This is a genomic window from Streptomyces kaniharaensis (assembly GCF_009569385.1).
GTDB lineage: Bacteria > Actinomycetota > Actinomycetes > Streptomycetales > Streptomycetaceae > Kitasatospora > Kitasatospora kaniharaensis.
Window position 1 is genome coordinate 1,264,151 of sequence record NZ_WBOF01000001.1, and the last position, 23,140, is coordinate 1,287,290.

Below are 23,140 nucleotides of genomic sequence, written 5' to 3' on the forward strand. Positions count from 1 at the left end.
AGGCGAGACGGCCGGGGGACGGGGGAAACCATGGTGGAACAGGCGCCGGAAGACTGGACGAAGACCGAGCGAGAGCTCTGGGAGGCCTTCCGCCAGGGCGACGTGTTCGACCGGCGAAGCCGCGACAGCGACGAGGACGACCCCTTCGGCAGCGCCGTCTGGGGCACCGAGCGCACCGTCCGCGCCGAGGTGCTGGCCCGGCTGCTGCTGGCCGGCCCGGACGCGGCCCCCGGCCGGGTCTCCTCGCTGCGGATGAACGGCGTGAACGTCACCGGCGCGCTCAACCTGGCCGGCGGCCGCATCAACCAGTACGTCGAGCTGTACGGCTGCCGCTTCGAGCACAAGATCCTCATCTCCGAGGCCGAGGCCAGCACGCTGCGGTTCGTCGACTGCCTGATCCCCCGGCTGGAGGCCTCCCGGCTGGCCACCACCGGCGACCTCCACCTGGCCCGCTGCCGGATCCCCGAGGGCATCCGGCTGACCGACGCCAAGATCGGCACCGACCTGCTGCTCAACCAGACCGTCCTCGAATGCGACCGCTACGGCCGCGCGATCTCGGCCGACGGGATGTCCGTCCACCAGGACTTCGAGGCCGACCGGCTCGAGGTCCACGGCGAGCTGAGCCTGCGCACGGCCCGGATCGGCGGCCGGCTCTCGCTGCGCGGCGCCCAGCTGCACGCCGTCCCGCAGAACCGCATCTGCCTCAACGCCGTCCGGATCACCGTCGGCCACACCTGCTACCTCACCGGCTCCCCCGACGCCGGCTGGTACGGCTCCCGCAGCTACTACGGCTCCGGCTACGGCCAGGCGGCTCCGCCCGGCGCCGCCAGCACTCCGTTCCGCGCCCACGGCCAGGTGCGGCTGTCCGACGCCCGGTTCGACGGCGCCCTGCTGATCTCCGGCGAGTTCCACCTGGAGGGCGACGACGAGCTCTCCCTGCGCCGCATCCACACCCCCGAGCTGCGCTTCACCTGCCGGATCCGCCCCACCGGCACCGTCTCGCTCTCCCGCGCCCGGATCGGCAACCTCGTCGACACCCCGGACGCCTGGCCGCACGGCAAGCACCTCGGCCTCACCGGCTTCGTCTACGAGGTCCTGCGCCCCGTCGCGCCGTTCACCGTCCAGCAGCGGATCGCCTGGCTGGAAGGCTCCTCGGTGGACTTCCAGCCCGAGTCCTACGAGCAGCTCGCCGCCGCCCTGCGCCGCGACGGCGCCGACGACGACGCCCGCGAGGTGCTCTACGCCAAGCAGCGCCGCCGCCGTCAGACCCTCCCGCTGCCCGCCCGGATCTGGGGCCAGGTCCAGGACGTCACCGTCGGCTACGGCTTCCGACCCGGCCGGGCCGCCCTCTGGCTGCTGCTCGCCTGGGCCCTCGGCAGCATCTACTTCGCCACCCACCCGCTGGAGCCGCTCAAGGAGGACGAGCACCCGCACTGGAACCCGGTGCTGTACACGCTCAACCAGCTCCTGCCGATCGTCGACCTCAACCAGGGGGCCTGGAATCCGGGCGGCCTCACGCAGTGGATCTCCGCCGGACTCGTCGTCGTCGGCTGGCTGCTCGCCACCACCGTCGTCGCCGGCGCCACGCGGATGCTCCAGCGCGGATGACGCCGATGAGCCCGCGACGCCGTTAACCCCGCGACAAGGCCGGGGTCCGGGGAACTACGCTGTGCGCCGTGACAGAACGGCTACCGCTCTTCCCGCTGAACACCGTGCTCTATCCGGGCCTGGTGCTGCCCCTGAACGTCTTCGAGGAGCGTTACCGCCGTCTCGTCGCCGACCTGCTCGACCACCCCGAGGACGAGCCGCGCCGCTTCGGCGTGCTCGCCATCAAGGACGGCCGCGAGGTCGCCCCGGTCCGCCCCGACGACGGCCCGGCCGGGCCGCTCGACGGCCTCGGCACCGTCACCGGGGACCCGCTGGAGGCGATCCACCACGTCGGCTGCGTCGCCGACATCGCCTCCGTCCAGGACCAGCCCGACGGCCGCTACGAACTCCTCGTCACCGGCACCACCCGGTTCGTGCTCCGCTCCGTCGACACCTCCGGCCCGTACCTGACCGGCGAGATCCAGCCGATCGAGGAGCGCCCCGGCGAGGGCTCCGGCGCGCTCGCCTCCGAGGTCGAACGGGCCTTCCGCAGCTACCAGAAGCGCCTCGCGGGCGCCCGCGAGGCCAGCACCGTCGGCCGTCAGGAACTCCCGGACGACCCGCAGGTGCTCTCCTACCTGGTCGCCGCCGCCTCCGTCTTCGAGACCTCGATCAAGCAGCAGCTGCTGGCCTGCCCCGACACCGCCCAGCGGCTGCGCACCGAACTCGACCTGCTGCGCCGCGAGACCGCCGTCCTCAGCTGGCTGCCGTCACTGCCCGCGGTCGACCTCACCCGCCAGTCGTTCAGCCCCAACTGACTCCGGAGGCACCCGTGGCGAAGAAGCCGAAAAAGGGCGGCCAGGGCACGCCCGCGACCGTCGCCCTGGAGACCGCCGCCGTCCCGTTCACCGTGCACGCCTACGAGCACGACCCGGCCGCGGCCTCGTACGGCGGCGAGGCCGCCGAGGCGCTGGGCGTCCCCGCCGACCGGGTCTTCAAGACGCTGGTCGCCGACGTGGACGGCGTCCTCACCGTCGGCGTGGTCCCGGTGGCCGGCCAGCTCGACCTCAAGGCCCTCGCCGCCGCCGTCGGCGGCAAGCGCGCCGCCATGGCGGACCCGGCCGCCGCCGAGCGCAGCAGTGGCTACGTCCGTGGCGGCATCTCGCCGCTGGGCCAGCGCCGCCCCCTCCGTACGGTCGTCGACGCCGGCGCCCTGGCCCACCCGACGGTCTACGTCTCCGCCGGCCGCCGCGGCCTGGAGGTCGAGCTCTCCCCCGGCGACCTCATCACCCTCACCAACGCCCGGACCGCCCCCATCGCCCGCTGACCGCGAACCGGGAGGTGCCGCGACGCTGTCTCAGCTCCGCGTCGTCCCGTCCTCGGGCTGCTCCGGCGCGACCCCGTTCACGGGAGCCTGCCCGGTCACGGGTACCTGCCCATCCACGGCAGCCTGCCCCGACGGCCCCGCCCAGTACGGCGGCGGGTCCTCCTCGCGCTTGCCGAACGCCGCGGACAGCACGAGCAGCACCACCATCGCCGCCATCGGCCACGCCAGCAGGGCGCTGTGCGCCCCCAGATCGATGTCCGCGGTGAAATGCCCGCCGTTGCCGACCCGTCGGGCCTCCGCGATGAGGTTGTCGCTCGGCCCGAGCCACCGCCCCAGCCGCCAGGCGCCCAGCGAGCCGAGCAGGCCGCCGATGGTCAGCCCGACCGCGACCGCGATGCCGCCGCCCCGGCGCCGGGTGACGAGAAACGCCCCGAGCGCCGTCACGATCCCCATGCCCAGCCCGATCAGGACGAAGACCGCGTCGGCCCCGGCCCGCTGCTCCCCCTCGGGGTCCACGTACAGGATCCGGTCCCGGTCGACGACCAGCGGAACCTTGGGCGCCAGCCAGGCCCACAGCCCGGCCATGACCAGCCCCAGGAGGATGCACGCGAGCACCGTGCCGGCTCCGACCCGCAGCTCCGGCAGCAGCCGCTGCGGCAGCGAGGGCGCCGGCTCCGCGGGCCGGCCCAGCTCCGCCGGCAGCGGCGGAACCGCCCCGCCGTCCGGGGCCGGCGGCGGCGCGAACGGGTCGGTGGCGGTGTCCGGCACCGCGTGCACGTCGGCGCGGGTGGGATCCGGAGGTGTGTTCGGTACGGTCACAGGCCCCATCGTTTCACGATCGTGCCCCGGACGAGCCCTCCACCCGTACCCCGCGACGCCCGCGGCTAGCGGGAGACGGCCCGCCGGTACGCCCAGGTTGCGATCGCCAGCGACACCACGCCGACGCCCGCGCAGACCGCCAGGTCACCGGCCACCAGCACCCAGTCCGGGTCGGCCGTGAACGTACGGGCGAAGGCCTCCACGCCGTACGTCGAGGGCAGCAGGTCGCGCAGCCACAGCACCGGCTGCGGCAGGTGGTCGACGGGCAGCACCCCGAGCAGCAGCGCCGCCGACATGCCGAGCTGCCCGAGCATGGTGGCGATCTCCTGGCGCGGCGCGAGCAGCCCGCAGGCGGCGCCCAGTCCGGACAGCGCCGCGCCCGCGAGCGGGACGACCGCCAGCAGCACCCACAGCTGCCCGACCGGCAGCCCGAACATCACCGCGCCCACGGCCGCCGTCACCGCCGTGCCCGGCAGGGTGAACGACGCGTACGCGCCCGCCGCGCCGAGCACCACGGAGGCGGCCGGGACGGGCAGCGTCGCGTAGTGGTCGAGCCCGCCGGTGGCACGGAGCTTCCCGAAGTACTGGGCGAGCAGGTTCAGCGCGACGAACGCCACGACCAGCACGCTCGACCCGGCGACGACCGACCGCGCCGCCGAGGTCTGACCGCCGTCCACGACGCCCCGCATCATCACCAGGATGCCGAGGGACTGGAAGGTCGCCACGAACAGCAGCGGGATACGCGCCACACGGGCCCGGGCGAGCTGGGCCCGGTAGACGGCGGCGAGGGCGGGCAGCAGCCGGGCGGCGGGGGCGAGCGGGAAGGGTGCGCCGCCCGCGTCGGGGGCGGCGGCCTGCGGCGGCACCGAGAGCAGTGTCACTTGGCCAGTCCTCCGTGGCGGCCGCCCAGCTTGAGGTAGGCGTCCTCAAGGCTCGGGGTGGCCAGGGTGAAGTCGTCGAGGGCGGCGAAGGCCGGGCCGGTGGTGACGGCGGCGACGAGTTCGCGGGCCTGTTCGGGGGTGGTGCGGACGGTCCAGCGGCGGCCGGTGCGCTCGGCCCGTCCGGCGAGTTCGGCGACGGCGGGGACGCTCAGCGGCGCCTCGTCCCGCCAGACCAGGTCGAGCCGGACGTCGCCGTCGACCAGGGCCTTCAGCCCGCCCGGCGTGTCGCAGGCGATCACCCGGCCCTCGTCCACCACCGCCACCCGGTCGAGCACGGTCTCCGCCTCGATGACGTTGTGGGTGACGAGCAGCACGGTGGTGCCGCGCTCGGCGCGCCGCCGGTCGACGGCGGTCCACACGGCGCGACGGGCGACGGGGTCCATGCCGGTGGTGGGCTCGTCGAGGACGAGCAGCGGCCGCTCCCCCACCAGGGTGGCGGCGAAGCAGGCGAGCCGGCGCTGGCCGCCGGAGAGCCTGGCGAGCGGCCGGTGGGCTATTGGTTCGAGGCCGAGCTCGGTGAGGACGTCGGCGGCCTCGGCGCGGGCCTGCGCGCGGCCGAGCCCACGCAGCCGTCCGGTGGTCTCGGCCGCAAGGGCGACGGTCAGCTCGTCGAGGGCGGTGGATTCCTGGCCGAGGTAGCCGAGGAGGCGGGCGGCCCGTTCGGGGTGGCGGACGATGTCGTGGCCGAGGAGTTCGATCGAACCGGAGTCGGGCCGCAGCAGGCCGGTGAGCTGGCGGACGAGGGTGGACTTGCCGGCACCGTTGGGCCCGAGCAGCCCGAAGATCTCGCCCTGCCGGACGGTCAGGCCGATCCCGTCGTTGGCCCGGATCTCGGTGGCGGCGGCGCCGCGCCCGGTGCGGTAGGTCTTCACCAGGTCGCGTACGGCACAGCACGGCAGGGTGTCGTGCTGTACTCGTCCTGCCGTCTCGTTCACGACCGAAGACTACGCGCTCACACGGGCGAGCCGGACAAGGGGCCCGGGCCCTCAGTCGTCCACGATCATGGACCCGCCGGGCACCCGGGCGGCGAGCTCCTTCCAGAACCCGGCCCGGATCGCGTAGCGGTCGTGCTCGTCGATCTGGTCGTCCTTGTGCGCGAGCAGCCCGAAGCGGGCCGCGTAGCGCAGCAGTTCGCCGTCGACGCGGTGCGGGATGCGCGGGTAGTCGGGCCAGAGCGCGGTGAGCCGTTCGACGTCGCCGAGGCGTTCGCTCCAGCGGCGGGCGAAGACCTGCCCGACCTCGTGGGCGTCGCCGCCGATGGAGGTGATGTCCTCCTCGCGGTCGGCCCAGCGCTGTTCGGCGGTGGTGAGCTGGGCGAGGGTGGGCAGGCCGTCCCCGGCGGTGACGGCGGGTTCGGGGGCGGGCCGGTCGACCCAGCCCCGGTCGGAGGACCAGCGCAGCACCGGGCCGGCGTTCGCCCCGCCGTTCACACCGTGCCCGCCGACGGCGCCGACCGACGTCAGGGCGGCGGTGCGCCCGGCGAGGTCCTTCGGGGTGGGCACGACCTTGAGCGCGGCCGCGGCCGGCTGCGGGCGCCCGTTCGCCGCGGCGGGGGCGCCGGGCGCGGGCACGACGGCGGCCGGACGGACGGGGACGGGCACGGACGGGGGCGCGACGGCGGGCGGCGCGGCGAGGATCTTGGCGATCTCCTGCGGAGGGCCCTGGCCCGGGGCGGGGAAGACGCTGGCGTTCTCGCGGAGGCTGAACGAGCCCTCGATCCACTCGCGGTCGAGGACCCGTCGCTCGTCGGCCTCGCCGACCAGGTCCTCGGACTGGTTGAAGTCGCCGTCGGCGGCCTGGAGCGCCCACAGGTGGACGGCCACGCCGTGCTCCTTGGCGGTCATCATGCCGGGCAGCAGGTCGCCGTCGCCGGTGATCAGGACGACGTCGGCGCAGGCCCGGTTGCGGGCGAGCTCGGAGAGCTCGGCGTGCATGGCGGCGTCCACGCCCTTCTGCACCCAGCGGCCCTCCGCGCGGGTGAGGGCGCCGAGCCGGACGGTCACCCGGGGCAGTACCCGGAGCCGGCGGTGTTCGGGCATCGGGCGCCGGTCGGGGGCGGCGTCGAACCAGTAGATCCGCAGCAGCGGCAGTCCGGTCTCGGCCTCGGCGCGTTCGCGCAGCGCGGTGATCAGCGCGGTGTGGTCGACGGTGACGCGGGAGCGGGACGGGTCGCCGGCGAGCAGGCTGGCGGTGGCGCCCAGCAGGTATCCGGCGTCCACCAGGACGACACAGCGATCCATCGCGCACCTCTTTCCGCTCGCCCTCTGGATCAGGACAGGTGGGCGCGGTACGCCCTCGGCCCGGCGTGGGTGGGTGAGGGGCCCCCGCGACCGCCCGATCGTTGGCTCACCCTTTCCCCCTGGTTCGCGCGCCGAACCCCGGGGGATGTCGCGGTCCCGCAACAGCCGGCCAGGCGGAACGCGAAGGCGGGCCCCGTTCGACGACGGGGCCCGCCAGAGATCACGCGTGGACGTCATGCGCCGGACGTCGCGTCCGGAGGTCGAGTCCGGGGTGTCCGGGGTGTCAGCCCTTCAGCTCCGCGGCGACCAGCTCGGCGAGCTGGACGGCGTTGAGCGCGGCGCCCTTGCGCAGGTTGTCGTTGGAGATGAAGAGCGACAGGCCGTTCTCCACCGTCTCGTCGACCCGGATGCGGCCGACGTAGCTCGGGTCCCGGCCGGCGGCCTGGAGCGGGGTGGGGATGTCGGACAGCTCGACGCCGGGGGCGCCGGCGAGCAGCTCGGTGGCGCGCTCGGGGCTGATCGGGCGCTCGAAGCGGGCGTTGATCTGCAGCGAGTGGCCGGAGAAGACCGGGACGCGCACGCAGGTGCCGGCCACCTTGAGGTCCGCGATGCCGAGGATCTTGCGGCTCTCGTGGCGGAGCTTCTGCTCCTCGTCGGTCTCGTTGGAGCCGTCCTCGACGATGGAGCCGGCCAGCGGCACCACGTTGAAGGCGATCGGGCGCTTGTAGACCTTGGGCTCGGGGAACTCCACGGCGGAGCCGTCGTGGGCGAGCGCGGCGGCGCCGTCGACGACCTTGGCGGCCTGGTCCTGCAGCTCGGCGACGCCGGCGACGCCGCTGCCGGAGACGGCCTGGTACGTGGAGACGACGAGGGCGGCGAGGCCGGCCTCCTCGTGCAGCGGGCGCAGCACGGGCATGGCGGCCATGGTGGTGCAGTTCGGGTTGGCGATGATGCCCTTGGGCCGGTCGGCGATGGCGCCGGGGTTGACCTCGGAGACGACCAGCGGGACCTCGGGGTCGCGGCGCCAGGCGGAGGAGTTGTCGATGACGACGGCGCCGGCCGCGGCGACCTTGGGGGCAAGGGCCTTGGAGGTGGCGCCGCCCGCCGAGAAGATCACGATGTCCAGGCCGGTGTAGTCGGCCGTGGCCGCGTCCTCGACCGTGACCTCGGTGCCCTGCCAGGGCAGGGTGCGCCCGGCCGAGCGGGCCGAGGCGAACAGCCGCAGCTGCTCCACGGGGCCCAATCCTCCGGGACGAGCCGCCCGCTCAGCCAGGATCTCGCGGACCACGCCGCCGACCTGGCCGGTGGCCCCGACAATGCCGATCTTCATCCGACTACTCCTCTGAATGGTGCTGTTCACAGCCGCACTCTGCCCATCATGCCTTGTCACGCGGGTGGGGCGACCTGCCATTTCACGGGTTGAGAGCGGGCCACGGTGTGAGAGGCCGCTACCGGTCCGGCTAGTGGTCCAGACCATTCGCCAGTGCCAGCGCCGCGTCCACCTCGGCCCGCCCGGCCGGCAGCAGCGGCAGCCGCACGTCCGGCGTCGGAATCCGCCCCTGGGCGTGCAGCACGCCCTTCGTCACCGCCGGGTTCGGCGCCGTGAACGCCGCCAGCGCCAGCCCAGTCAGCCGGTGTCCCAGCGCCCGGGCCCGGGTCACGTCCCCGGCCTGCCAGGCGTCGGCCAGCTCGACGAACCGGGCGGTGGCCAGGTGGGCGGACGCGAGGATGCCGCCGGCCGCGCCGAGCGCCAGCATCGGCGCCAGGAAGGCGTCCTCCCCGGTCAGCACCGCGAACCCGTCCGGGGCGTCCGCGAGCAGTTCGACGGCGTCCTGGTCCAGCCCGCCGGTCGCGCACTTGACGCCCACCACGCCGTCGATCGCGGCGAGTTCACGCATCGCGGCGGCCGACAGCTGCTGCCCGGTCCGGTAGGGGATGTGGTAGACGATCAGCGGCAGCGGGCTCGCCTCGGCGAGCGCCCGGAAGTGCGCGACCGTCCCGGCCTCGCCCGGCCGCACGAAGGCGGGGACGGTGACCAGCGCCGCCGCGGCCTGCGGCACCTGCGCGCCGAGCGCGGCCAGCGACTCGGCGGTGGACCGGGTGTCGCCGCCGTGCGCTCCGACGATCAGTTGCGCCCCGCACCCGGCACAGGCGGCGGCGCACACGTCGACCACCGCCTGCCGCTCCTGCGGGGTCAGCGCGGCGGGCTCGCCGGTCGTGCCGAGCGCGACCAGTCCGGCCGCGCCGGCGTCCAGCACCTCGTGCGCGAGCTTCTCCAGTGCCTCCAGCGCGACCGAGCCGTCGGCGGCGAAAGGCGTGATCAGGGGGACGTAGATGCCCTTGAGTTCCATGACCACGATCTTGGGACCCGCCGATCGCCCAGGTCCAGTTCACATTTGTGACGCTTCTCGTAAGCTGAGCCGATGCTCGACGTCCGACGCCTGCGCCTGCTGCGCGAACTGGCCCACCTCGGCACCATCGCCGCCGTCGCCGAGGCGCTGTCCTTCAGCCCTTCGGCGGTGTCCCAGCAGCTGTCCGTCCTGGAGAAGGAGGCCGGCGTCCCGCTCCTGGAGCGCACCGGGCGGAGGGTCGCGCTCACCCCGGCCGGGCGGAACCTGGTCCGCCACGCCGAGGCGGTCCTCGCCCGGCTGGAACAGGCGGACGCCGAACTCGCCCACGCCCGGCAGGGGTTGGCCGGCCCGCTGCGGATCGGCACCTACCCGTCGGCGGCCCGTGCGATCATCCCCGCGGTGCTCGCCGAACTGGCCGGCTGGCACCCGGACCTGGAGCCGATGGTCACCGAGGTCGACCCGGCGGCCGTCGCCGCCGCGCTGCGCGCGGGCGAACTGGACATCGCCCTGGTCCACGAGTACGACTTGGTTCCGGCCGACCCGGAACCCGGCCTCGCGGTGACCCGCCCGGTGTTCACCGAGCCGATGTACCTGGCCGCCCGGAAGCCGGGCACCGTCGCCGAACAGCGCACCGCACCGTGGATCCTGTCCCCGCGCGGCACGCTCTGCCACACCATGGCCGTCCGGGCGTGCGAGTCCGCCGGGTTCGCGCCCCGGATCCGGCACCAGATCGACGACTTCACCACCGTGCTGGCCCTGGTCGCGGCCGGCCAGGGCGTCGCCCTGGTCCCCCACCTGGGCACCGCCCAGCCCCCGCCCGGCGTCGTCCTCACCCGGCTGCCGATGTACCGCCGCACCCGCGCCGCCTTCCGCGCGGGCGCCGGCTCCCATCCGGCGATCTCGGCCTTCGTCTCCGCCCTGCACACGGCCGTGCCCCCAGGTCTGGGCGGAAACAGCTGATCCCCCCGGGGCGAGGGCCCCGGGGGGATCAGTCACTCTCTCAGCCGGCCAGACAGCTGGGCCCGAGCAGCTGCTTCAGGTCCCCGAACAGCGCCGGATCCGACTTCACCCGGTGCCGGTCCAGCCGCAGCACCGTCGTCGTCCGCGAGCCCTCCAGCCGCAGCCTGACCTCCGTCGTGCCCTTGTGGCTGCTGAGCACCTCGCCGAGGCGCGCCACCAGCGGCGGCGTCACCTTCACGCTCGGGATGTTGATGACGATCGGCGGCTCGGTGTGCGCGTTCGACAGGTCCGGAACCGACAGCTCCATCCCCATCAGCCGTGGCACGTCCTCCCGCTTGTCCAGCTTGCCGCGCACGAACACCACGGCGTCCTCGACGAGTTGGGACGACACCAGCTGGTAGCTCGCCGGGAAGAACATGCAGTCGATCGACCCGGCCAGGTCCTCGACCGTGGCGATCGCCCACGCGTTGCCCTGCTTGGTCATCTTCCGCTGGAGGCCCGAGATGATGCCGCCGATGGTGACGATCGTCCCGTCCGGGCGCTCCGCGAGGTCCGCCACCGCGCAGTCCGCCTTGTCTGCGAGCACGTGCTCGATGCCGTGCAGCGGGTGCGAGGAGACGTACAGGCCGAGCATCTCCCGCTCCTGCGTGAGCAGGAAGGCCTTGTCCCACTCCTCCTCGGAGAACGTCACGTCCAGCCCGAAGCTCGGCTCGTCGGAGACGGCGTCCCCGCCGAACAGGTCGAACTGGCCCTCCGCCTCCTTGCGCTTCACCCCGACGACGTTGTCGATCATCGGCTCGAACTGCGCGCTCAGGCCCTTGCGGGTGTGCCCGAGCGAGTCGAACGAGCCCGCCTTGATCAGCGATTCGACGGTCCGCTTGTTGCAGACCACCGACTCCACCTTGTCCAGGAAGTCCGGGAAGGAGGTGAACTTCCCCTTCGCCTTCCTGGTGCGGATCATCGAATCGACCACCGGGCCACCGACGTTGCGGATGGCGGTCAGCCCGAACCGGACGGTGTCGCTGCCGTGCGGCGTGAAGTCGGAGTCCGACTCGTTGACGTCCGGCGGCAGCACCTGGATGCCCATCTTGCGGCACTCGTTCAGGTAGACGGCGGACTTGTCCTTGTCGTCCTTCACGGAGGTCAGCAGGCCGGACATGTACTCGGCCGGGTAGTTGGCCTTCAGATAGGCCGTCCAGTACGAGACGAGCCCGTACCCGGCGGTGTGCGCTTTGTTGAACGCGTAGCCGGAGAAGGGGACGAGGACGTCCCACACCGCCTGGATGGCCGCGTCGGAGTAGCCGCGCTCCCGGCAGCCCTTCTGGAAGGGGACGAACTCCGCCTCCAGGATCTCCTTCTTCTTCTTGCCCATGGCGCGGCGCAGCAGGTCTGCCTGGCCGAGCGAGTACCCGGCGAGGATCTGCGCGGCCTTCTGCACCTGCTCCTGGTAGACGATCAGGCCGTACGTCGGCCGGAGCACCTCCTCCAGGGGCTTCTCCAGCTCCGGGTGGATCGGGGTGATCTCCTGCTGCCCGTTCTTGCGGAGCGCGTAGTTGGTGTGGGAGTTGACGCCCATCGGGCCGGGCCGGTAGAGCGCCAGGACGGCGGAGATGTCTTCGAAGTTGTCGGGCTTCATCAGCCGCAGCAGCGAGCGCATCGGGCCGCCGTCGAGCTGGAACACGCCCAGCGTGTCGCCGCGCGCCAGCAGTTCGTAGGTCGGCTTGTCGTCCAGGGGCAGATCAAGCAGGTTGATCTTGACGCCCTTGTTCTTCTCGATCGCCTTGACGGCGTCGTCCATGATCGTCAGGTTGCGCAGGCCGAGGAAGTCCATCTTGAGAAGGCCGAGGCCCTCACAGGTGGGGTAGTCGAACTGCGTGATGGTGACGCCGTCGGTGTGCCGGGTCCAGACCGGGATGTGGTCGGTCAGCGGCTCGGCGGACATGATGACGCCGGCCGCGTGCACACCGGGCTGGCGGATCAGGCCCTCGATACCGCGCGCGGTGTCGATGACCTTGCGGACGTCCGGGTCGGTCTCGTACAGCCCGCGGATCTCGCCGGCCTCGCTGTAGCGCGGGTGGCTGCTGTCCGTGATGCCGGAGAGCGGGATGCCCTTGCCCATGACGTCCGGCGGCATCGCCTTGGTGATCCGGTCGCCCATCGCGTACGGGTAGCCGAGGACGCGCGAGGAGTCCTTGATGGCGGCCTTCGCCTTGATGGTGCCGTACGTGACGATCATGGCGACCTTGTCGGATCCCCACTTCTCGGTCACGTACCGGATCACGTCACCGCGCCGGCGCTCGTCGAAGTCGATGTCGACATCGGGCATGGAGATGCGCTCGGGGTTGAGGAAGCGCTCGAAGATCAGGCCGTGCGGGATGGGGTCGAGGTCGGTGATGCCCATCGCGTACGCGACCAGCGAGCCGGCCGCCGAGCCACGGCCGGGGCCCACCGCGATGCCCTGGCTCTTGGCCCACATGATGAAGTCGGCGACCACGAGGAAGTACGCCGGGAACCCCATCTGGATGATGGTGTCCATTTCGTACTCGGCGAGCTTCTTGTGCTCCTCGTCGTAGCCGCCCGGAAAACGCCAGTCCATGCCCTCCCAGACCTTGGACCGGAAGAAGTCCGCCTCGGACTCGAAGCCCTCCGGGATCGGGAAGCGGGGCATCAGGTTCTTGAACGTGAACATGCCCTCGGTGTCGACCCGGGAGGCGACCAGCAGCTGGCTGTTGCGGCAGCCCTCCTGCCAGGCGTCCGAGGAGTCCAGCGCGTACATCTCGGCGGCCGACTTGATGTAGTAGCCGGTGCCGTCGAAGCGGAAGCGGTCCGGGTCGGAGAGGTTCTTGCCGGTCTGCACGCAGAGCAGCAGGTCGTGCGCGCCGGCGTCGGCCTCGGTGGTGTAGTGCGAGTCGTTGGTGACGACGGGGGGGATGTTCAGCTTCCTGCTGATCTCCAGCAGCCCGTCGCGGACCCGCTTCTCGATGTCGAGGCCGTGGTCCATCAGCTCCAGGAAGTAGTTCTCCTTGCCGAAGATCTCCTGGTAGTCGGCGGCGGCCTTCAGCGCCTCGTCGAACTGGCCCAGGCGCAGCCGGGTCTGCACCTCACCGGAGGGGCAGCCGGTGGTGGCCATCAGGCCGCCGGACAGCTCGGAGATCAGCTCCTTGTCCATTCGGGGCCACTTCACCAGCCAGCCCTCGGAGTAGGAGCGCGAGGTCAGCTTGAAGAGGTTGTGCAGGCCCTCCTTGTTCCGGGCCCAGATGGTCTTGTGGGTGTAGGCGCCGGACGCGGAGACGTCGTCCCTCTTCTGGTGGGGCTGGCCCCAGAGGATGCGCTTGGTGTTGGAGCGGGACTCCGGCGCGACGTACGCCTCGATGCCGATGACGGGGGTGAGCCCGGCGGCGGTGGCCTGCTTGTGGAACTCCGCGGCGCCGTACATGTTCCCGTGGTCGGTCATCGCGACGTGGGTCTGTCCCAGCCGCTCGACCTCCTTGAACAACTGCTTCAGCCGGGCGGCACCGTCCAGCATCGAGTACTCGGTGTGGACGTGCAGATGCGCGAACGGCTGGTCGCTCAAGGCGGGGCCTCCGGAGGCTGGTGCTGGTCTGGTGGGCCGGCGAACGCGCAGGTCACAGGGGGTCCCTGGAAACAGATGAGGTCCGAACCACCTCGTAGGGTCCGGACCATCACTCACACGTTCACGCGTCTACTCTAGCCCCCTGCGGAGGCCCTCCGACTCCCCTCCGGAGCGTCACGAGGTCACCCCGGCGAGTCGCACCCGGGCGGCCTCCCGCACCTCCGGTTCCTCCATCGGATCGTCCCGAAGATACGCCAGCCGCTCCCGCACGCGCGGCCCGTCCGGGGCGCGCCGGACGGCCAGGAGGCGGGCGTTCGCCTCGCAGTCCCGGAGCGACTCGGTGTACGCCTCGTCCATGCCCGCCGCCCCGAGTGCCCCCAGCGCCTCCAGGTAGGCGGAGCGCTCGTACGAGTGCGGTGTCCAGAGCCAGAAGCGCCGCAGAAGGGACGCCGCGTCCGCCGCCCTGGGCCCGAACCTGGCCAGGCCGCGGGCCAGGGTGTCCGGCCCGCACCACTCCTGGGCCACCCACGCCCGTTCGAGCTCGTTCAGCACCGTCGGCAGATCGCTCTCGTCGCCGTGTCCTGCCAGGACCACGAGGCCCAGGCCGGCGAGCCACGGCCGGTCGCTGGTCGCCCACTCGCGCGCGGCGGGTACGGCCTGTTCGCCGAGGACGTCGACCGCCCGTCCCAGCATGGGCAGCTGGCAGGTGCCGTCGGCTGCACCGAGGGTGGGCACCAACGGGATCAGCGCGGGTTCGGGAGCCCGGCGGGACAGTGCGCGCAGGGCCGTGGCCTTGGCGTTCTCGGGTACGTCCGGGTCGGCCAGCATGGCGAGCAGGCTTGCGCTGTCCCGCTCCGGGAGCGGGTCGGCCCACGTCCGACGAGTCGGCGCCGGGGCGTCGGCCATCGACCTCATCGACTCCACCGATTCGAGAACGAGCTCACGGTGCTCGCCGTCCTGGACGTAGGCGTTCAGCGCATCCCGCGCCTCGGTCGAGCCGTCGAGCGCCAGCAACTCCAGGACGCGGGCGGCCCGCATGCAGGTGTCCTCGGCTGCGGCCAACTGCTCGACGATCGGTCCCAGCGGGAGGTCCAGATCCCGTACCAGCCGGGCGAGGTAGAGGTGCCGGTCATCGACCTGCCGGTCCCACCGCCACTCCCAGCGGATGCACCCGTAGACGAGGTCGGCGGCGGCCGCCGGATCCTCCGCCGCCATCAGCGCGCCCAGGCCCCGGCCGCGCTGCAACAAGCCCGGCAAGGTGCTCGCCGGCGCGTACTCGTATCTCCGCTCTGCCACGCCCCCATCGTGCCGCAGCCCCCGGCGCGCGGGGCGGCGGGGGCCGGCGGATCACGCGTCCTCGTCCGGCGGGGTCGCACGGAGGGCGGTGACGACGCCCAGGGCGACGGTGGCGATCGCGAGGGCGAGGAGGACGGCGAAAGCGGTGGCGATCAGGAATCGCACGAGATCTCGCGTTCGGCGTCGAGGAGCAGATTCAGGAGGTTGAGGAGAGTGGAAACCGGCGCCGTGTTGAAGCAGACGAGGACCCGCCCGTCGAGGGTCTCGTCCGTGGTAGCCGACGGCCAGACCAGCCCGAACTTCTTTCCCCGCTCGTGGACTTCACCCAGCAGGATGCGGATGTGCTCGTCGGTGTAGTGCCGGATACGGGGGTCCGTCGGCTTCATCGGGTGACGCTTCACGCGACGGAGTCCAGGACTTGCCGCGCTCGTGGGGCTCCACGCCCCACCGGTGCGTGAGCCCCACGACGAGCTGAAGGCCCCTGCCCGACTCCGCCAGGAGGCCGATCTGCGTCGCGACCAGAAGCCGATGACCTTCTTCATCTACGAATCCGTGCTGTGGACTCGCTTCGGGGGCACCGAGATCCTCCGGGAGCAACTGGCATCCCTGCTCGAAGACTCCGAGCAGCCATGGGTAACGATCCGAGTCGTACCGTTCGACATCGACACGTTCCCCGGGGCTGTTGAGAACCTCACCTACGCGTTCGGCAAGGTGCCAGAACTCGACACCGTCGAGGTTGAGTCCTCCCGTGGTCCCGTGTACATGGATGCCGTCAGCGAGCTCACCAGCTATCGCTCCATCTTCGACCGCACCGAATCGATGGCGCTGAGCGAGAACAAGTCTCGTAGCCTGATTCGCAAGATCGCAAAGAGCCTATGAAAGGCCGACCATGACCTACACCGAGTGGCAGAAGTCATCCTTCAGCGGGTCCGGCAATGACTGCGTGGAGGTCTGCACGACCAACGGGGCGGTCGAACTCCGCGAGTCCGACGAGGGCCACCTCATCCTCCGCACCACCCCCACCACCTTCGCCACCTTCCTCCAAGCCGCCAAGGCCGGCGAATTCCACCACGTCATCGCCACTTCGTAGCGCATCGTTCCGGTGGCCCCTTGCGCTCGCAAGGGGCCACCGGCAGAAGGACCCCAGCCAGTACTCCAGCCCGTAGATCGCGGGCGGCGCTCAGTCCGTGTCGGATCCGGTCTTCCAGGCGAGACCAAGCTGCTCTGCAGCATCGGCGGCTTGGCGAAGACCCGCCTGGTAGGCCGGTTCCCAGGCTGTCCGGTCATTCAGGTCCGAGCCGAATGCGCGTATCGATTCCGGATCGGGCTCGATGGTCACCACGGTGTGCGCCGCGGCGACCGCCAGCTCCTGGTGGAGCAACTCGCGGGGGAACAGGTGCGCCTGCGGGTCGATCACGACGAGCGTGCGGGCTCCCGCCGCGAGTCCGGCGTTGGTCGCCGACTGCAGGGCGCCGTCCATGTATCGACGGCCGTTGATGGTGATCGGCGGGTAGATGCCCGGGAAGGCCGTGCTTGCCGCCACGGCGGAGGACAGCGGTGCGCCACTCGCGCGGTCGAAGACCTCCTGCTCGCCCGTCTCGGCGTCCACCGCGGGGATGAGCAGCTGCCGGTCCGGCCATTGGTCCGCGCCGACCATGGCGCGCATCCGGGCGACATGTGCCTGCTCGGGGCCGGTCTCGGCAGCGAGCGCGATCTGGCCCACTCGGCGCCGTGCCCCGGCCGGGTCCGAGGCGGCATTACCGAGTACAGCGAATGCCTCGCCCACCGAGCGCCCGTCCACCTGGGGAGGAGTGCTGTCGGAGCCGGCGGGGCGCACTGGGGCGGCGAGCCGGTCGGGGTCCTGACCGGTGGCCAGCAGTGCGGCGGTGATCGCGCCGGCCGAGGTTCCGACGATCAGTTCGGCCTCGCCGAGATCCACCCCGCTGCGGCGCAGTCCGCTGGCGATCCCAGCCGTCCAGGCCGTGCCGACGAGACCTCCGGCGCCCAGTACGAGTGCCCGGTCGAGTGCGTGCATGACTGTCTCCCTCCCATTATTGAAACAGTCGTACCATATACTGACGCAGGCTCAGAAACGCGGCAACGAGAGGACGATCCACCGTGGGGCGACCCCCAGATCCCGCCCGACGGGAGGCCACGCTGGCGCGGGCGACCGACTACGTACTGGCGCACGGCCTGGCCGGGCTGAGCCTGCGGCCGCTGGCCGCAGCTCTCGACACCAGCCCGCGGATGCTGCTCTACGACTTCGGCAGCAAGCAGGAGTTGATCTCTGCCGTCCTTGCCGAGGCCCGCCGCCGCGGTGCGACACGGTTGGCCGAGAACCTCCCGACGGAGGCAGCCTCTCCGGAGGAACACCTGCGCGACATCTGGGCCTGGATGAGCGCACCGGAGCGCGCCCCGTTCGTCCGTCTGTTCTTCGAGGTGCACGCCGACGGCCTCGCTCACCCCGAGAACTACCCGGACCGGGCCGAGGCGATCACGGGCTGGTTCAACACCCTCGGCGCCACGTTGCACGGCATCACCACCGGCCCTGACGACACCATCACTCCCACGTTGGTCATGGCCGTCATCCGGGGCCTGCTGTTCGATCTCACGACCACCGGGGACCGCCGCCGCACCGACCGCGCCCTGGACCGCTTCTGCGAACTCCTCCGGCATTGAACGAAGAGCGACGATCGCGCGGAGACCGCAGGTCACAGCGCAGATCCTGCCCGCCGGCAGGAGCCATCCGAGGCCGTGACGGGCCCGATCGCGACTACGGCGACGACCCGGAACTGCGCACCGCCCTTACGTGCTCGCGGTGGCCCGCAACCACGAAATCCGCCGGTCCCGGCGGGCGGCCGGCGACCAGCTGTCGGCGACCGCTACCACCGCTCCCCACCTCGCCGTCTCGGAGGATGCTCAGTCGAGACAGAAGTCGTTGCCCTCGATGTCCTCCATGTGGATGCACGAGTCGTCGCCGCCGTCATACAGCAGTCGCACGCGTACTGCGCCGAGCGCGACCAGGCGTGCGCACTCGGCTTCGAGTGCGGCGAGGCGCTCTTCACCCACGAGTCCGGTGCCGACCCGCACGTCAAGATGCACCCGGTTCTTGACGACCTTGCCTTCGGGGACACGCTGGAAGTACAGCCGCGGGCCCACACCCGAGGGGTCGATGCAGGCGAACGCCGAACCCTGACGCTCAGACGGCAGCGAGCGATCGAAATCGCCCCAGGTGGCAAACCCCTTCGGTGGCGGCGGTACGACGTACCCCAGCACATCGCACCAGAAACGAGCGACGCGCTCAGGTTCCGCGCAGTCGAAGGTGACTTGGAACTGCTTGATCGATGCCATCGACCCACCATAGCAAGGGAGGTCTATCGCTCATGTCCCGCTAGGGATCCACATGTTGACGGTACGACGGCCCTTGCGAGCCGCTGCTGTCTCATGCCTCCAAGGGGTCGCCTGCCGTTCCGGACCAGACCACCGACGCATCCCTCGCCGCGTTTCCCGACAGGAGCCTGCCGATCCGGGCCTACAGTAACGCGCGCTTCACGCGGCCACAGAACGGATCATGGCGATCAGGCGAGGCGACTCGGGCGAAGGCTGCTGGCTGTTGAACGTCTCGTAGCCCCAAGACTCGTACAGGGCTTCGACCTTGCCGTCTCCGGCGAGCGGGTTGGCCAGCAGAGTGACGTGATTCTCGGTGCGGCCGGACAGTAGCTCGTCATGGATACGTCGGGCGACACCGGTTCCGCGCCAGGGAGTCCGGACGCCGATCTCCTTGAGCGCTACCGTGGGCACCTCGGTCAAGCCATCGGGCAGCGGCTCGGTCATGCGCTTCCACCAGCGGTCGTCCGGCGCAAGGGTGTTGGCGTAGGCGTATCCGACCGGCACATGGTCGTCGTAGGCGATGACCACCTCGAAGCCTGGCTCGGCCGCGTGCCGGTCGAGGCGTTCCGCGAACGCGGCGACGCGGTAGTTCGGCAGGTGCAGCAGCGGCGCTCGTACGTCGGCGTAGACGTCCAGCAGGACCTGCCGGACGTTGGGGGGCAGGTCGCGGTGCCGGAGGAGCTCGGTGGTCACGTAGTCCTCCAGATGGTGTGGGCGTACTCGGCCCAGTCCCGGGCCGGGCTGCTGCCGACAGCCAGGTCGTCCAGCTTGGCACCGAAGACGGTCAGCATGCCGGTGATACGAGGATGGTTGGAGACTTCGGTCGGCACCGCCATGGCGGTGGAGACGGCGTGCTCGAAGTCCCCTTGGCCCAGTTGGGCTTGGGCGAGGCGGACGGTGGTGATCGCGCGGGACCGCTGCATGGTGTCGCGGAGACCGGCAAGGCTACGGTGCGCGTGGGCTTCGGCGTCCTCCCAGTTCCCTGCTGACAGGTGGGCCGCAAGGGCGAGGGAGTCGAGTTCGGCCTGGTCGTAGAAGGCTGCTATCCACAGCGGCCGCGGCGCGCTCGGGTCCGCACGGTCCAGGGCCTCCTGAACCCGGCCGAGAGACCGGCGAACGGCATTGACGTCGCCGGTCAGGCCGTGGATGGCCGCGTGCCTGGCATGCCCAAGCGAGGCAAACAAGGGATCACGGCGGGTGATCGGCAGGTTGCGGGCGACGTCGTTGGCGGCGAGCGCGTCGCCGGGCCGTCCGAGGTGACGATAGAGGCTCCCGGCGTGCGACCAGATCCGGAACTGAATGCTGAAGTCGCCGGACATGGCCGCGAGGTACGCGGCCTTCTGGTGGTGCCGGAGAGCGGCGTCGAAACGGCGACCGTCGATAGCGGCCCACATCGCGCTGGAGGTGAAGGAAGCCGCACAGGCATACAGGGCGGACCGAATCCGTTGGGTCGCGATGCCGTGTTCCTGGAGAGCAAGGGCTGCGTCAGCGAGGGCGGCCGCTTGAGATTCGATGCTCAGCCGGCCGCCGAGTCGGTGATCGCTGGCGATGACCTCGGCAAAACGAAACTGCAGCCGTTCGATGTCGGCAGTGCCGATCCGGCGCGACGTGGTCGACGCCGCGGTCGTAGCGGCGGCGGCCAGGACGCTCCCTCCTACGGCGGTCATGAAGTCGCGCCGTCTCACGTCTTCCTCCGGTGTGGTGCGGGTCCGGCTCGTCGGGACGAAGCCGAGTTCTTCGAGGCTGCAGCCGAACACCGCCTTGAGTGCGTGGCGGATCTTGGCAGGTGGCCACCGAGTCGCGCCGGTCAGCCAGTTGTGGATCGTTCGCTCGGACACCGTGCCGGCTTTCCCGGTGAGCATCTCGATCTCATTGTTCACCTCGCAGGCCAACTCGGCTTTCGTCATGCGGCGTTCGGCCATCCTGCGGCGGAGAAGGATGTTGGCCACCATGCAGTCAACGTAACCGCACCATCACTTGCCGCGCACGGCGCCGAGTAATGAGCTGGCCAAGTTTTCCGGTTCGAAGTGGACCGTCTCACACCGAACTCTTCCTCGCTCACGCACAGTTGATGCCCGTTCACTGGTCATGCGCAGGCCCCGGCCAGACAGGCACACCCATCGGGCCCCGGCGCCGGTGCCGGCAATCCCGCCGGTACCGGGCCTCCCCCGGCCTGCCGGGGGAGGCCACCGACGTCCCAGGTGAAGGGAACAGATCCTTGAACATCACCGACGAACGAATGCTGCTGGAAGCGGCCGACCGGATCTTCGGCGACGAGCCCGCGTACGAGGTCATGGACACCACCGACCGGTACTCGTACAAGAAGAAGGAGGGCTCTTCCGACACCAACCACACGTACGACACCACGGGGGTCTGACCGACTGTCTTCCCGGCCCAGCAGCACCCCTGCTGGGCCGGGCCGTGTCCACCCTCACCGTCTCACGAAGGCTCACCGCCGATGTTCGACATCCGCCTCACCCACGACGACATCTCTCCTACCCGCACCTGGCAGTGGGCCGGGAGCCGCTGGCAATGCGGATCATCGTGGATCGCCCCGTTTCGGCACCAGCTGACCGAGCAGGCCGCCCTGACCGACGGCATCCGCACCGTGTTCATCGCAGCTGCCAGGAAAACCCACTCCAGCCCAACCCGCCCCGAGCCCACCACCGTCCCGCCCAGCACCTATGACAAGACGCTCCGCAAACTCCGGGAGGATCGAGACGACTGGACCACGATTGAGCTCGTCCCTGGTCAGACCGCCAGAGTACGGACCGGCAGCGCGTGCACAGCCCCGCAGTACCTCGCCGTTACGGGCAAGGTACTTCACGGCTCGTGGGACCTGTTGAACCTCCGTGACCACCAAGCCTCGGACCGGCTCGATCCCGTCGCGGTCACGCGGATGATCGGCCTGCGCAACCGGTACTCCGCATCAACGCTCTGGCAAGACATCAAGCTGCTGACCGAGCGGGCCACCGCTCACTTCCCGGACGACGGGCGACTCCTGATCCGGTTCCCAGAACCCGCCGAGCACTCCCGTGCCCGCTCTCTCCTGGCGGGCACGGACCCGATCCCGCTGTTCCGGGACCTGCTGGAACGAACCGTCACCCGGCTCCCGTGGACCGGATCCCGGACCGCCGTCCAGCTGTCGGCCGGCATGGATTCCACCACCGTCGCCCTCGCACTCCGCACCGCACCGCAAGGCACCGGCGTCACCGCCGGGACGGTCGTCCTCGACACCGAACGGGGTCTCCAACAGAACGGGCGCCGACGGCTGATCCTGGAGCACATCGCCTCAGGTTGGACGAGCATCACCGTGAACGCGATGGACCACCTGCCGTACGGGGGCACCTCCCTGTTCTCCCGGGCTGGTCGGGTTTCGCCGACCAGTGACATCTACATCGACGCGCTCGAAACTCTCGCCGCTCGGTTCGCAGACCTGGGCGTCCGCGCGGTGTTCACCGGCATCGGCGGGGACGAGCTCATGGCCACCACGGCCGCCGAGGACATCGCCGGGCCAGGCGGGTTCGAACCGGATGCCCCGCCGTGGCTCGGCTCCGCCGCACGGGCCTTGCTCGTCGACGTCGACTCTGCGATCACCCCGGCCGCCGTCGTCCCGGAGACCGCGCTGATGGCGAAGACCGTATGCGGTCCGGCACTCATGCGCCGGGGCATGTGGCCGATTCACCCGCTCACCGACCCCTTGCTCGTCCGCTTCTGCGAGTGGCTGCCGGTGGAGTGGCGCCGGGGCAAGCACCTCATGCGGGAGCTCATCGGCCGCACCGGCATGCCCGTCCAGGTCGCTCGACCGCCGGTCGTGGAGAACTTCCACCATGTCATCGTCACGGCGATGTGCCGGCACGGGGCACCCCGTATCCGGCAGATCCTCAGCGATGGCTCGCCGCTGATCGAAGCCCGGCTCCTCGATCCGGACGGACTCGCCCAGGTCGCGGACCGGCTGGAGGCCGGAAAGCCGACAGGCGACGACCATGAGGTCGTCTTCGCCCTGCTCGCGGACTCTGCCCTCACTACCCGCTGAATTCGACGTCGGCCCCGGCAGAGAGAAGCCTCCGCCGGGGGCCGACATACGTCCGCTACAGGCCGCGGCCTGCCATCAGGTCGGCGAGTTCGGGCACCGGCCGGGCATCGCGTTGCAGGAAGAACACCTTCGACCCGTGCCGTTCGGCGACCCGGAGCAGCTCCCAACCCTGGGCCTGCTGGTAGTACCGGGACAGTTGTTCCTGCCCCGTACCCCGCCGCACCCACGTCAGGCCCTGCTCGGCCGCCCGGTTCAGCGACCACCAGGCGATCAGCCGTCCGAGCCGGTGTGGGTTCGGCCGGGTGAACGTCGTCGCCAGGAAGAGCGTCGACTCGGCTCGTTCCTCCTCGGTGAACGCCCAGTGCGGCAAGGCCTCGTTCCCGAAGTGCGTCGTACAGCCGACGACGCCTTCGGCCGCGTGCTCCAGCACCCATACCGCGAGGTCCGGATTCGCGGCCTGCGCGCCGTACTCCGCCGCGTCATCCGCGCATTCGCCCAGGCCCCGCGTGGACAGCCACTCCGACCGGGCCCGCACGGTCTCGGCGATCGCCTCGGAATCGGCGGCCGTCGCCTTACGCATCCGATACACGCACATCTCCCTCCGGCACACCCGATAGCG

Annotated in this window: 23 protein-coding genes; 9 read left to right on the plus strand and 14 right to left on the minus strand. The window is 71.1% G+C overall.

Annotation, left to right across the window (positions count from 1 at the left end; genetic code table 11):
* Window positions 1–30: 30 nt before the first annotated feature.
* The 3 genes from F7Q99_RS05775 to ybaK all read left to right on the plus strand — a co-directional run bounded on the left by F7Q99_RS05775 (window position 31) and on the right by ybaK (window position 2,914).
* The gene (locus F7Q99_RS05775) at window positions 31–1,608 is read left to right on the plus strand and encodes an oxidoreductase (RefSeq protein ID WP_153460351.1); all 1,578 of its coding nucleotides are present in this window, start codon (window positions 31–33) and stop codon (window positions 1,606–1,608) included.
* Between the two features lie 68 nt (window positions 1,609–1,676).
* Window positions 1,677–2,405, plus strand: a complete 729-nt coding sequence (locus F7Q99_RS05780; protein WP_326846304.1) for an LON peptidase substrate-binding domain-containing protein — start codon at window positions 1,677–1,679, stop codon at window positions 2,403–2,405.
* 14 nt (window positions 2,406–2,419) lie between these two features.
* Entirely contained in the window at window positions 2,420–2,914 is a 495-nt protein-coding gene (gene ybaK, locus F7Q99_RS05785) for a Cys-tRNA(Pro) deacylase (RefSeq protein ID WP_326846305.1), read from the plus strand.
* Window positions 2,915–2,944: 30 nt separating this feature from the next.
* On the opposite strand, the gene F7Q99_RS05790 is transcribed toward ybaK, so the two are convergent.
* From F7Q99_RS05790 to F7Q99_RS05815, 6 genes are all read right to left on the minus strand, one after another.
* Entirely contained in the window at window positions 2,945–3,733 is a 789-nt protein-coding gene (locus tag F7Q99_RS05790) for a hypothetical protein (protein ID WP_153460353.1), read from the minus strand.
* A gap of 65 nt (window positions 3,734–3,798) precedes the next feature.
* Window positions 3,799–4,614 (minus strand): ABC transporter permease, encoded by an 816-nt coding sequence (locus tag F7Q99_RS05795; RefSeq protein ID WP_407697746.1) that lies wholly within the window; start codon window positions 4,612–4,614, stop codon window positions 3,799–3,801.
* Entirely contained in the window at window positions 4,611–5,609 is a 999-nt protein-coding gene (locus tag F7Q99_RS05800) for an ABC transporter ATP-binding protein (RefSeq protein ID WP_326846306.1), read from the minus strand. The genes F7Q99_RS05795 and F7Q99_RS05800 overlap by 4 nt, the downstream gene beginning before the upstream one ends.
* Window positions 5,610–5,660: 51 nt before the next feature.
* Window positions 5,661–6,914: an NYN domain-containing protein gene (locus F7Q99_RS05805; RefSeq protein ID WP_153460354.1), complete on the minus strand. Its 1,254-nt coding sequence runs from the start codon at window positions 6,912–6,914 to the stop codon at window positions 5,661–5,663.
* A 283-nt stretch (window positions 6,915–7,197) separates the two neighbouring features.
* On the minus strand, window positions 7,198–8,244 hold the full coding sequence (locus tag F7Q99_RS05810; protein WP_153460355.1) for an aspartate-semialdehyde dehydrogenase: 1,047 nt from the start codon (window positions 8,242–8,244) through the stop codon (window positions 7,198–7,200).
* A 130-nt stretch (window positions 8,245–8,374) separates the two neighbouring features.
* A complete protein-coding gene (locus F7Q99_RS05815) occupies window positions 8,375–9,265 on the minus strand; it encodes a dihydrodipicolinate synthase family protein (protein WP_153460356.1) in 891 nt (296 codons plus the stop codon).
* 72 nt (window positions 9,266–9,337) lie between these two features.
* Between F7Q99_RS05815 and F7Q99_RS05820 the strand changes: the two genes are divergently transcribed.
* Window positions 9,338–10,225: a LysR family transcriptional regulator gene (locus F7Q99_RS05820; RefSeq protein WP_153460357.1), complete on the plus strand. Its 888-nt coding sequence runs from the start codon at window positions 9,338–9,340 to the stop codon at window positions 10,223–10,225.
* Window positions 10,226–10,265: 40 nt separating this feature from the next.
* On the opposite strand, the gene dnaE is transcribed toward F7Q99_RS05820, so the two are convergent.
* From dnaE to F7Q99_RS05835, 3 genes are all read right to left on the minus strand, one after another.
* Window positions 10,266–13,799, minus strand: a complete 3,534-nt coding sequence (gene dnaE / locus F7Q99_RS05825; RefSeq protein WP_153460358.1) for a DNA polymerase III subunit alpha — start codon at window positions 13,797–13,799, stop codon at window positions 10,266–10,268.
* A gap of 174 nt (window positions 13,800–13,973) precedes the next feature.
* Window positions 13,974–15,095 carry a hypothetical protein gene (locus tag F7Q99_RS05830; protein WP_153460359.1) on the minus strand — a complete coding sequence of 374 codons (1,122 nt, stop codon included), beginning with the start codon at window positions 15,093–15,095 and terminating at the stop codon, window positions 13,974–13,976.
* Window positions 15,096–15,247: 152 nt separating this feature from the next.
* Entirely contained in the window at window positions 15,248–15,481 is a 234-nt protein-coding gene (locus F7Q99_RS05835) for a hypothetical protein (RefSeq protein WP_153460360.1), read from the minus strand.
* A 64-nt stretch (window positions 15,482–15,545) separates the two neighbouring features.
* Between F7Q99_RS05835 and F7Q99_RS05840 the strand changes: the two genes are divergently transcribed.
* Window positions 15,546–15,974, plus strand: a complete 429-nt coding sequence (locus F7Q99_RS05840) for a DUF5753 domain-containing protein (RefSeq protein ID WP_153460361.1) — start codon at window positions 15,546–15,548, stop codon at window positions 15,972–15,974.
* 10 nt (window positions 15,975–15,984) lie between these two features.
* The gene (locus F7Q99_RS05845; RefSeq protein ID WP_153460362.1) at window positions 15,985–16,185 is read left to right on the plus strand and encodes a DUF397 domain-containing protein; all 201 of its coding nucleotides are present in this window, start codon (window positions 15,985–15,987) and stop codon (window positions 16,183–16,185) included.
* Window positions 16,186–16,275: 90 nt separating this feature from the next.
* On the opposite strand, the gene F7Q99_RS05850 is transcribed toward F7Q99_RS05845, so the two are convergent.
* On the minus strand, window positions 16,276–17,130 hold the full coding sequence (locus tag F7Q99_RS05850; protein WP_153460363.1) for a patatin-like phospholipase family protein: 855 nt from the start codon (window positions 17,128–17,130) through the stop codon (window positions 16,276–16,278).
* 83 nt (window positions 17,131–17,213) lie between these two features.
* Here F7Q99_RS05850 and F7Q99_RS05855 point away from each other — a divergent pair, with 83 nt between their 5' ends.
* Window positions 17,214–17,774 (plus strand): TetR family transcriptional regulator, encoded by a 561-nt coding sequence (locus F7Q99_RS05855; RefSeq protein ID WP_153460364.1) that lies wholly within the window; start codon window positions 17,214–17,216, stop codon window positions 17,772–17,774.
* A 240-nt stretch (window positions 17,775–18,014) separates the two neighbouring features.
* Here F7Q99_RS05855 and F7Q99_RS05860 read toward each other — a convergent pair whose 3' ends face one another.
* The 3 genes from F7Q99_RS05860 to F7Q99_RS05870 form a co-directional block, all read right to left on the minus strand.
* Window positions 18,015–18,446, minus strand: a complete 432-nt coding sequence (locus F7Q99_RS05860) for a VOC family protein (RefSeq protein WP_153460365.1) — start codon at window positions 18,444–18,446, stop codon at window positions 18,015–18,017.
* Window positions 18,447–18,644: 198 nt separating this feature from the next.
* Window positions 18,645–19,178 carry a GNAT family N-acetyltransferase gene (locus F7Q99_RS05865; protein WP_326846307.1) on the minus strand — a complete coding sequence of 178 codons (534 nt, stop codon included), beginning with the start codon at window positions 19,176–19,178 and terminating at the stop codon, window positions 18,645–18,647.
* Window positions 19,175–20,437, minus strand: a complete 1,263-nt coding sequence (locus F7Q99_RS05870) for a helix-turn-helix domain-containing protein (RefSeq protein WP_153460366.1) — start codon at window positions 20,435–20,437, stop codon at window positions 19,175–19,177. Before F7Q99_RS05870 ends, F7Q99_RS05865 begins: the two co-directional genes overlap by 4 nt.
* Before the next feature lie 266 nt (window positions 20,438–20,703).
* On the opposite strand from F7Q99_RS05870, the gene F7Q99_RS05875 reads away from it, so the two are divergent.
* Window positions 20,704–20,862: a hypothetical protein gene (locus tag F7Q99_RS05875; RefSeq protein ID WP_153460367.1), complete on the plus strand. Its 159-nt coding sequence runs from the start codon at window positions 20,704–20,706 to the stop codon at window positions 20,860–20,862.
* Between the two features lie 81 nt (window positions 20,863–20,943).
* Window positions 20,944–22,521 (plus strand): asparagine synthase-related protein, encoded by a 1,578-nt coding sequence (locus F7Q99_RS05880; protein WP_153460368.1) that lies wholly within the window; start codon window positions 20,944–20,946, stop codon window positions 22,519–22,521.
* Window positions 22,522–22,576: 55 nt separating this feature from the next.
* Here F7Q99_RS05880 and F7Q99_RS05885 read toward each other — a convergent pair whose 3' ends face one another.
* On the minus strand, window positions 22,577–23,110 hold the full coding sequence (locus F7Q99_RS05885; protein ID WP_153460369.1) for a hypothetical protein: 534 nt from the start codon (window positions 23,108–23,110) through the stop codon (window positions 22,577–22,579).
* Between the last annotated feature and the right edge of the window lie 30 nt (window positions 23,111–23,140).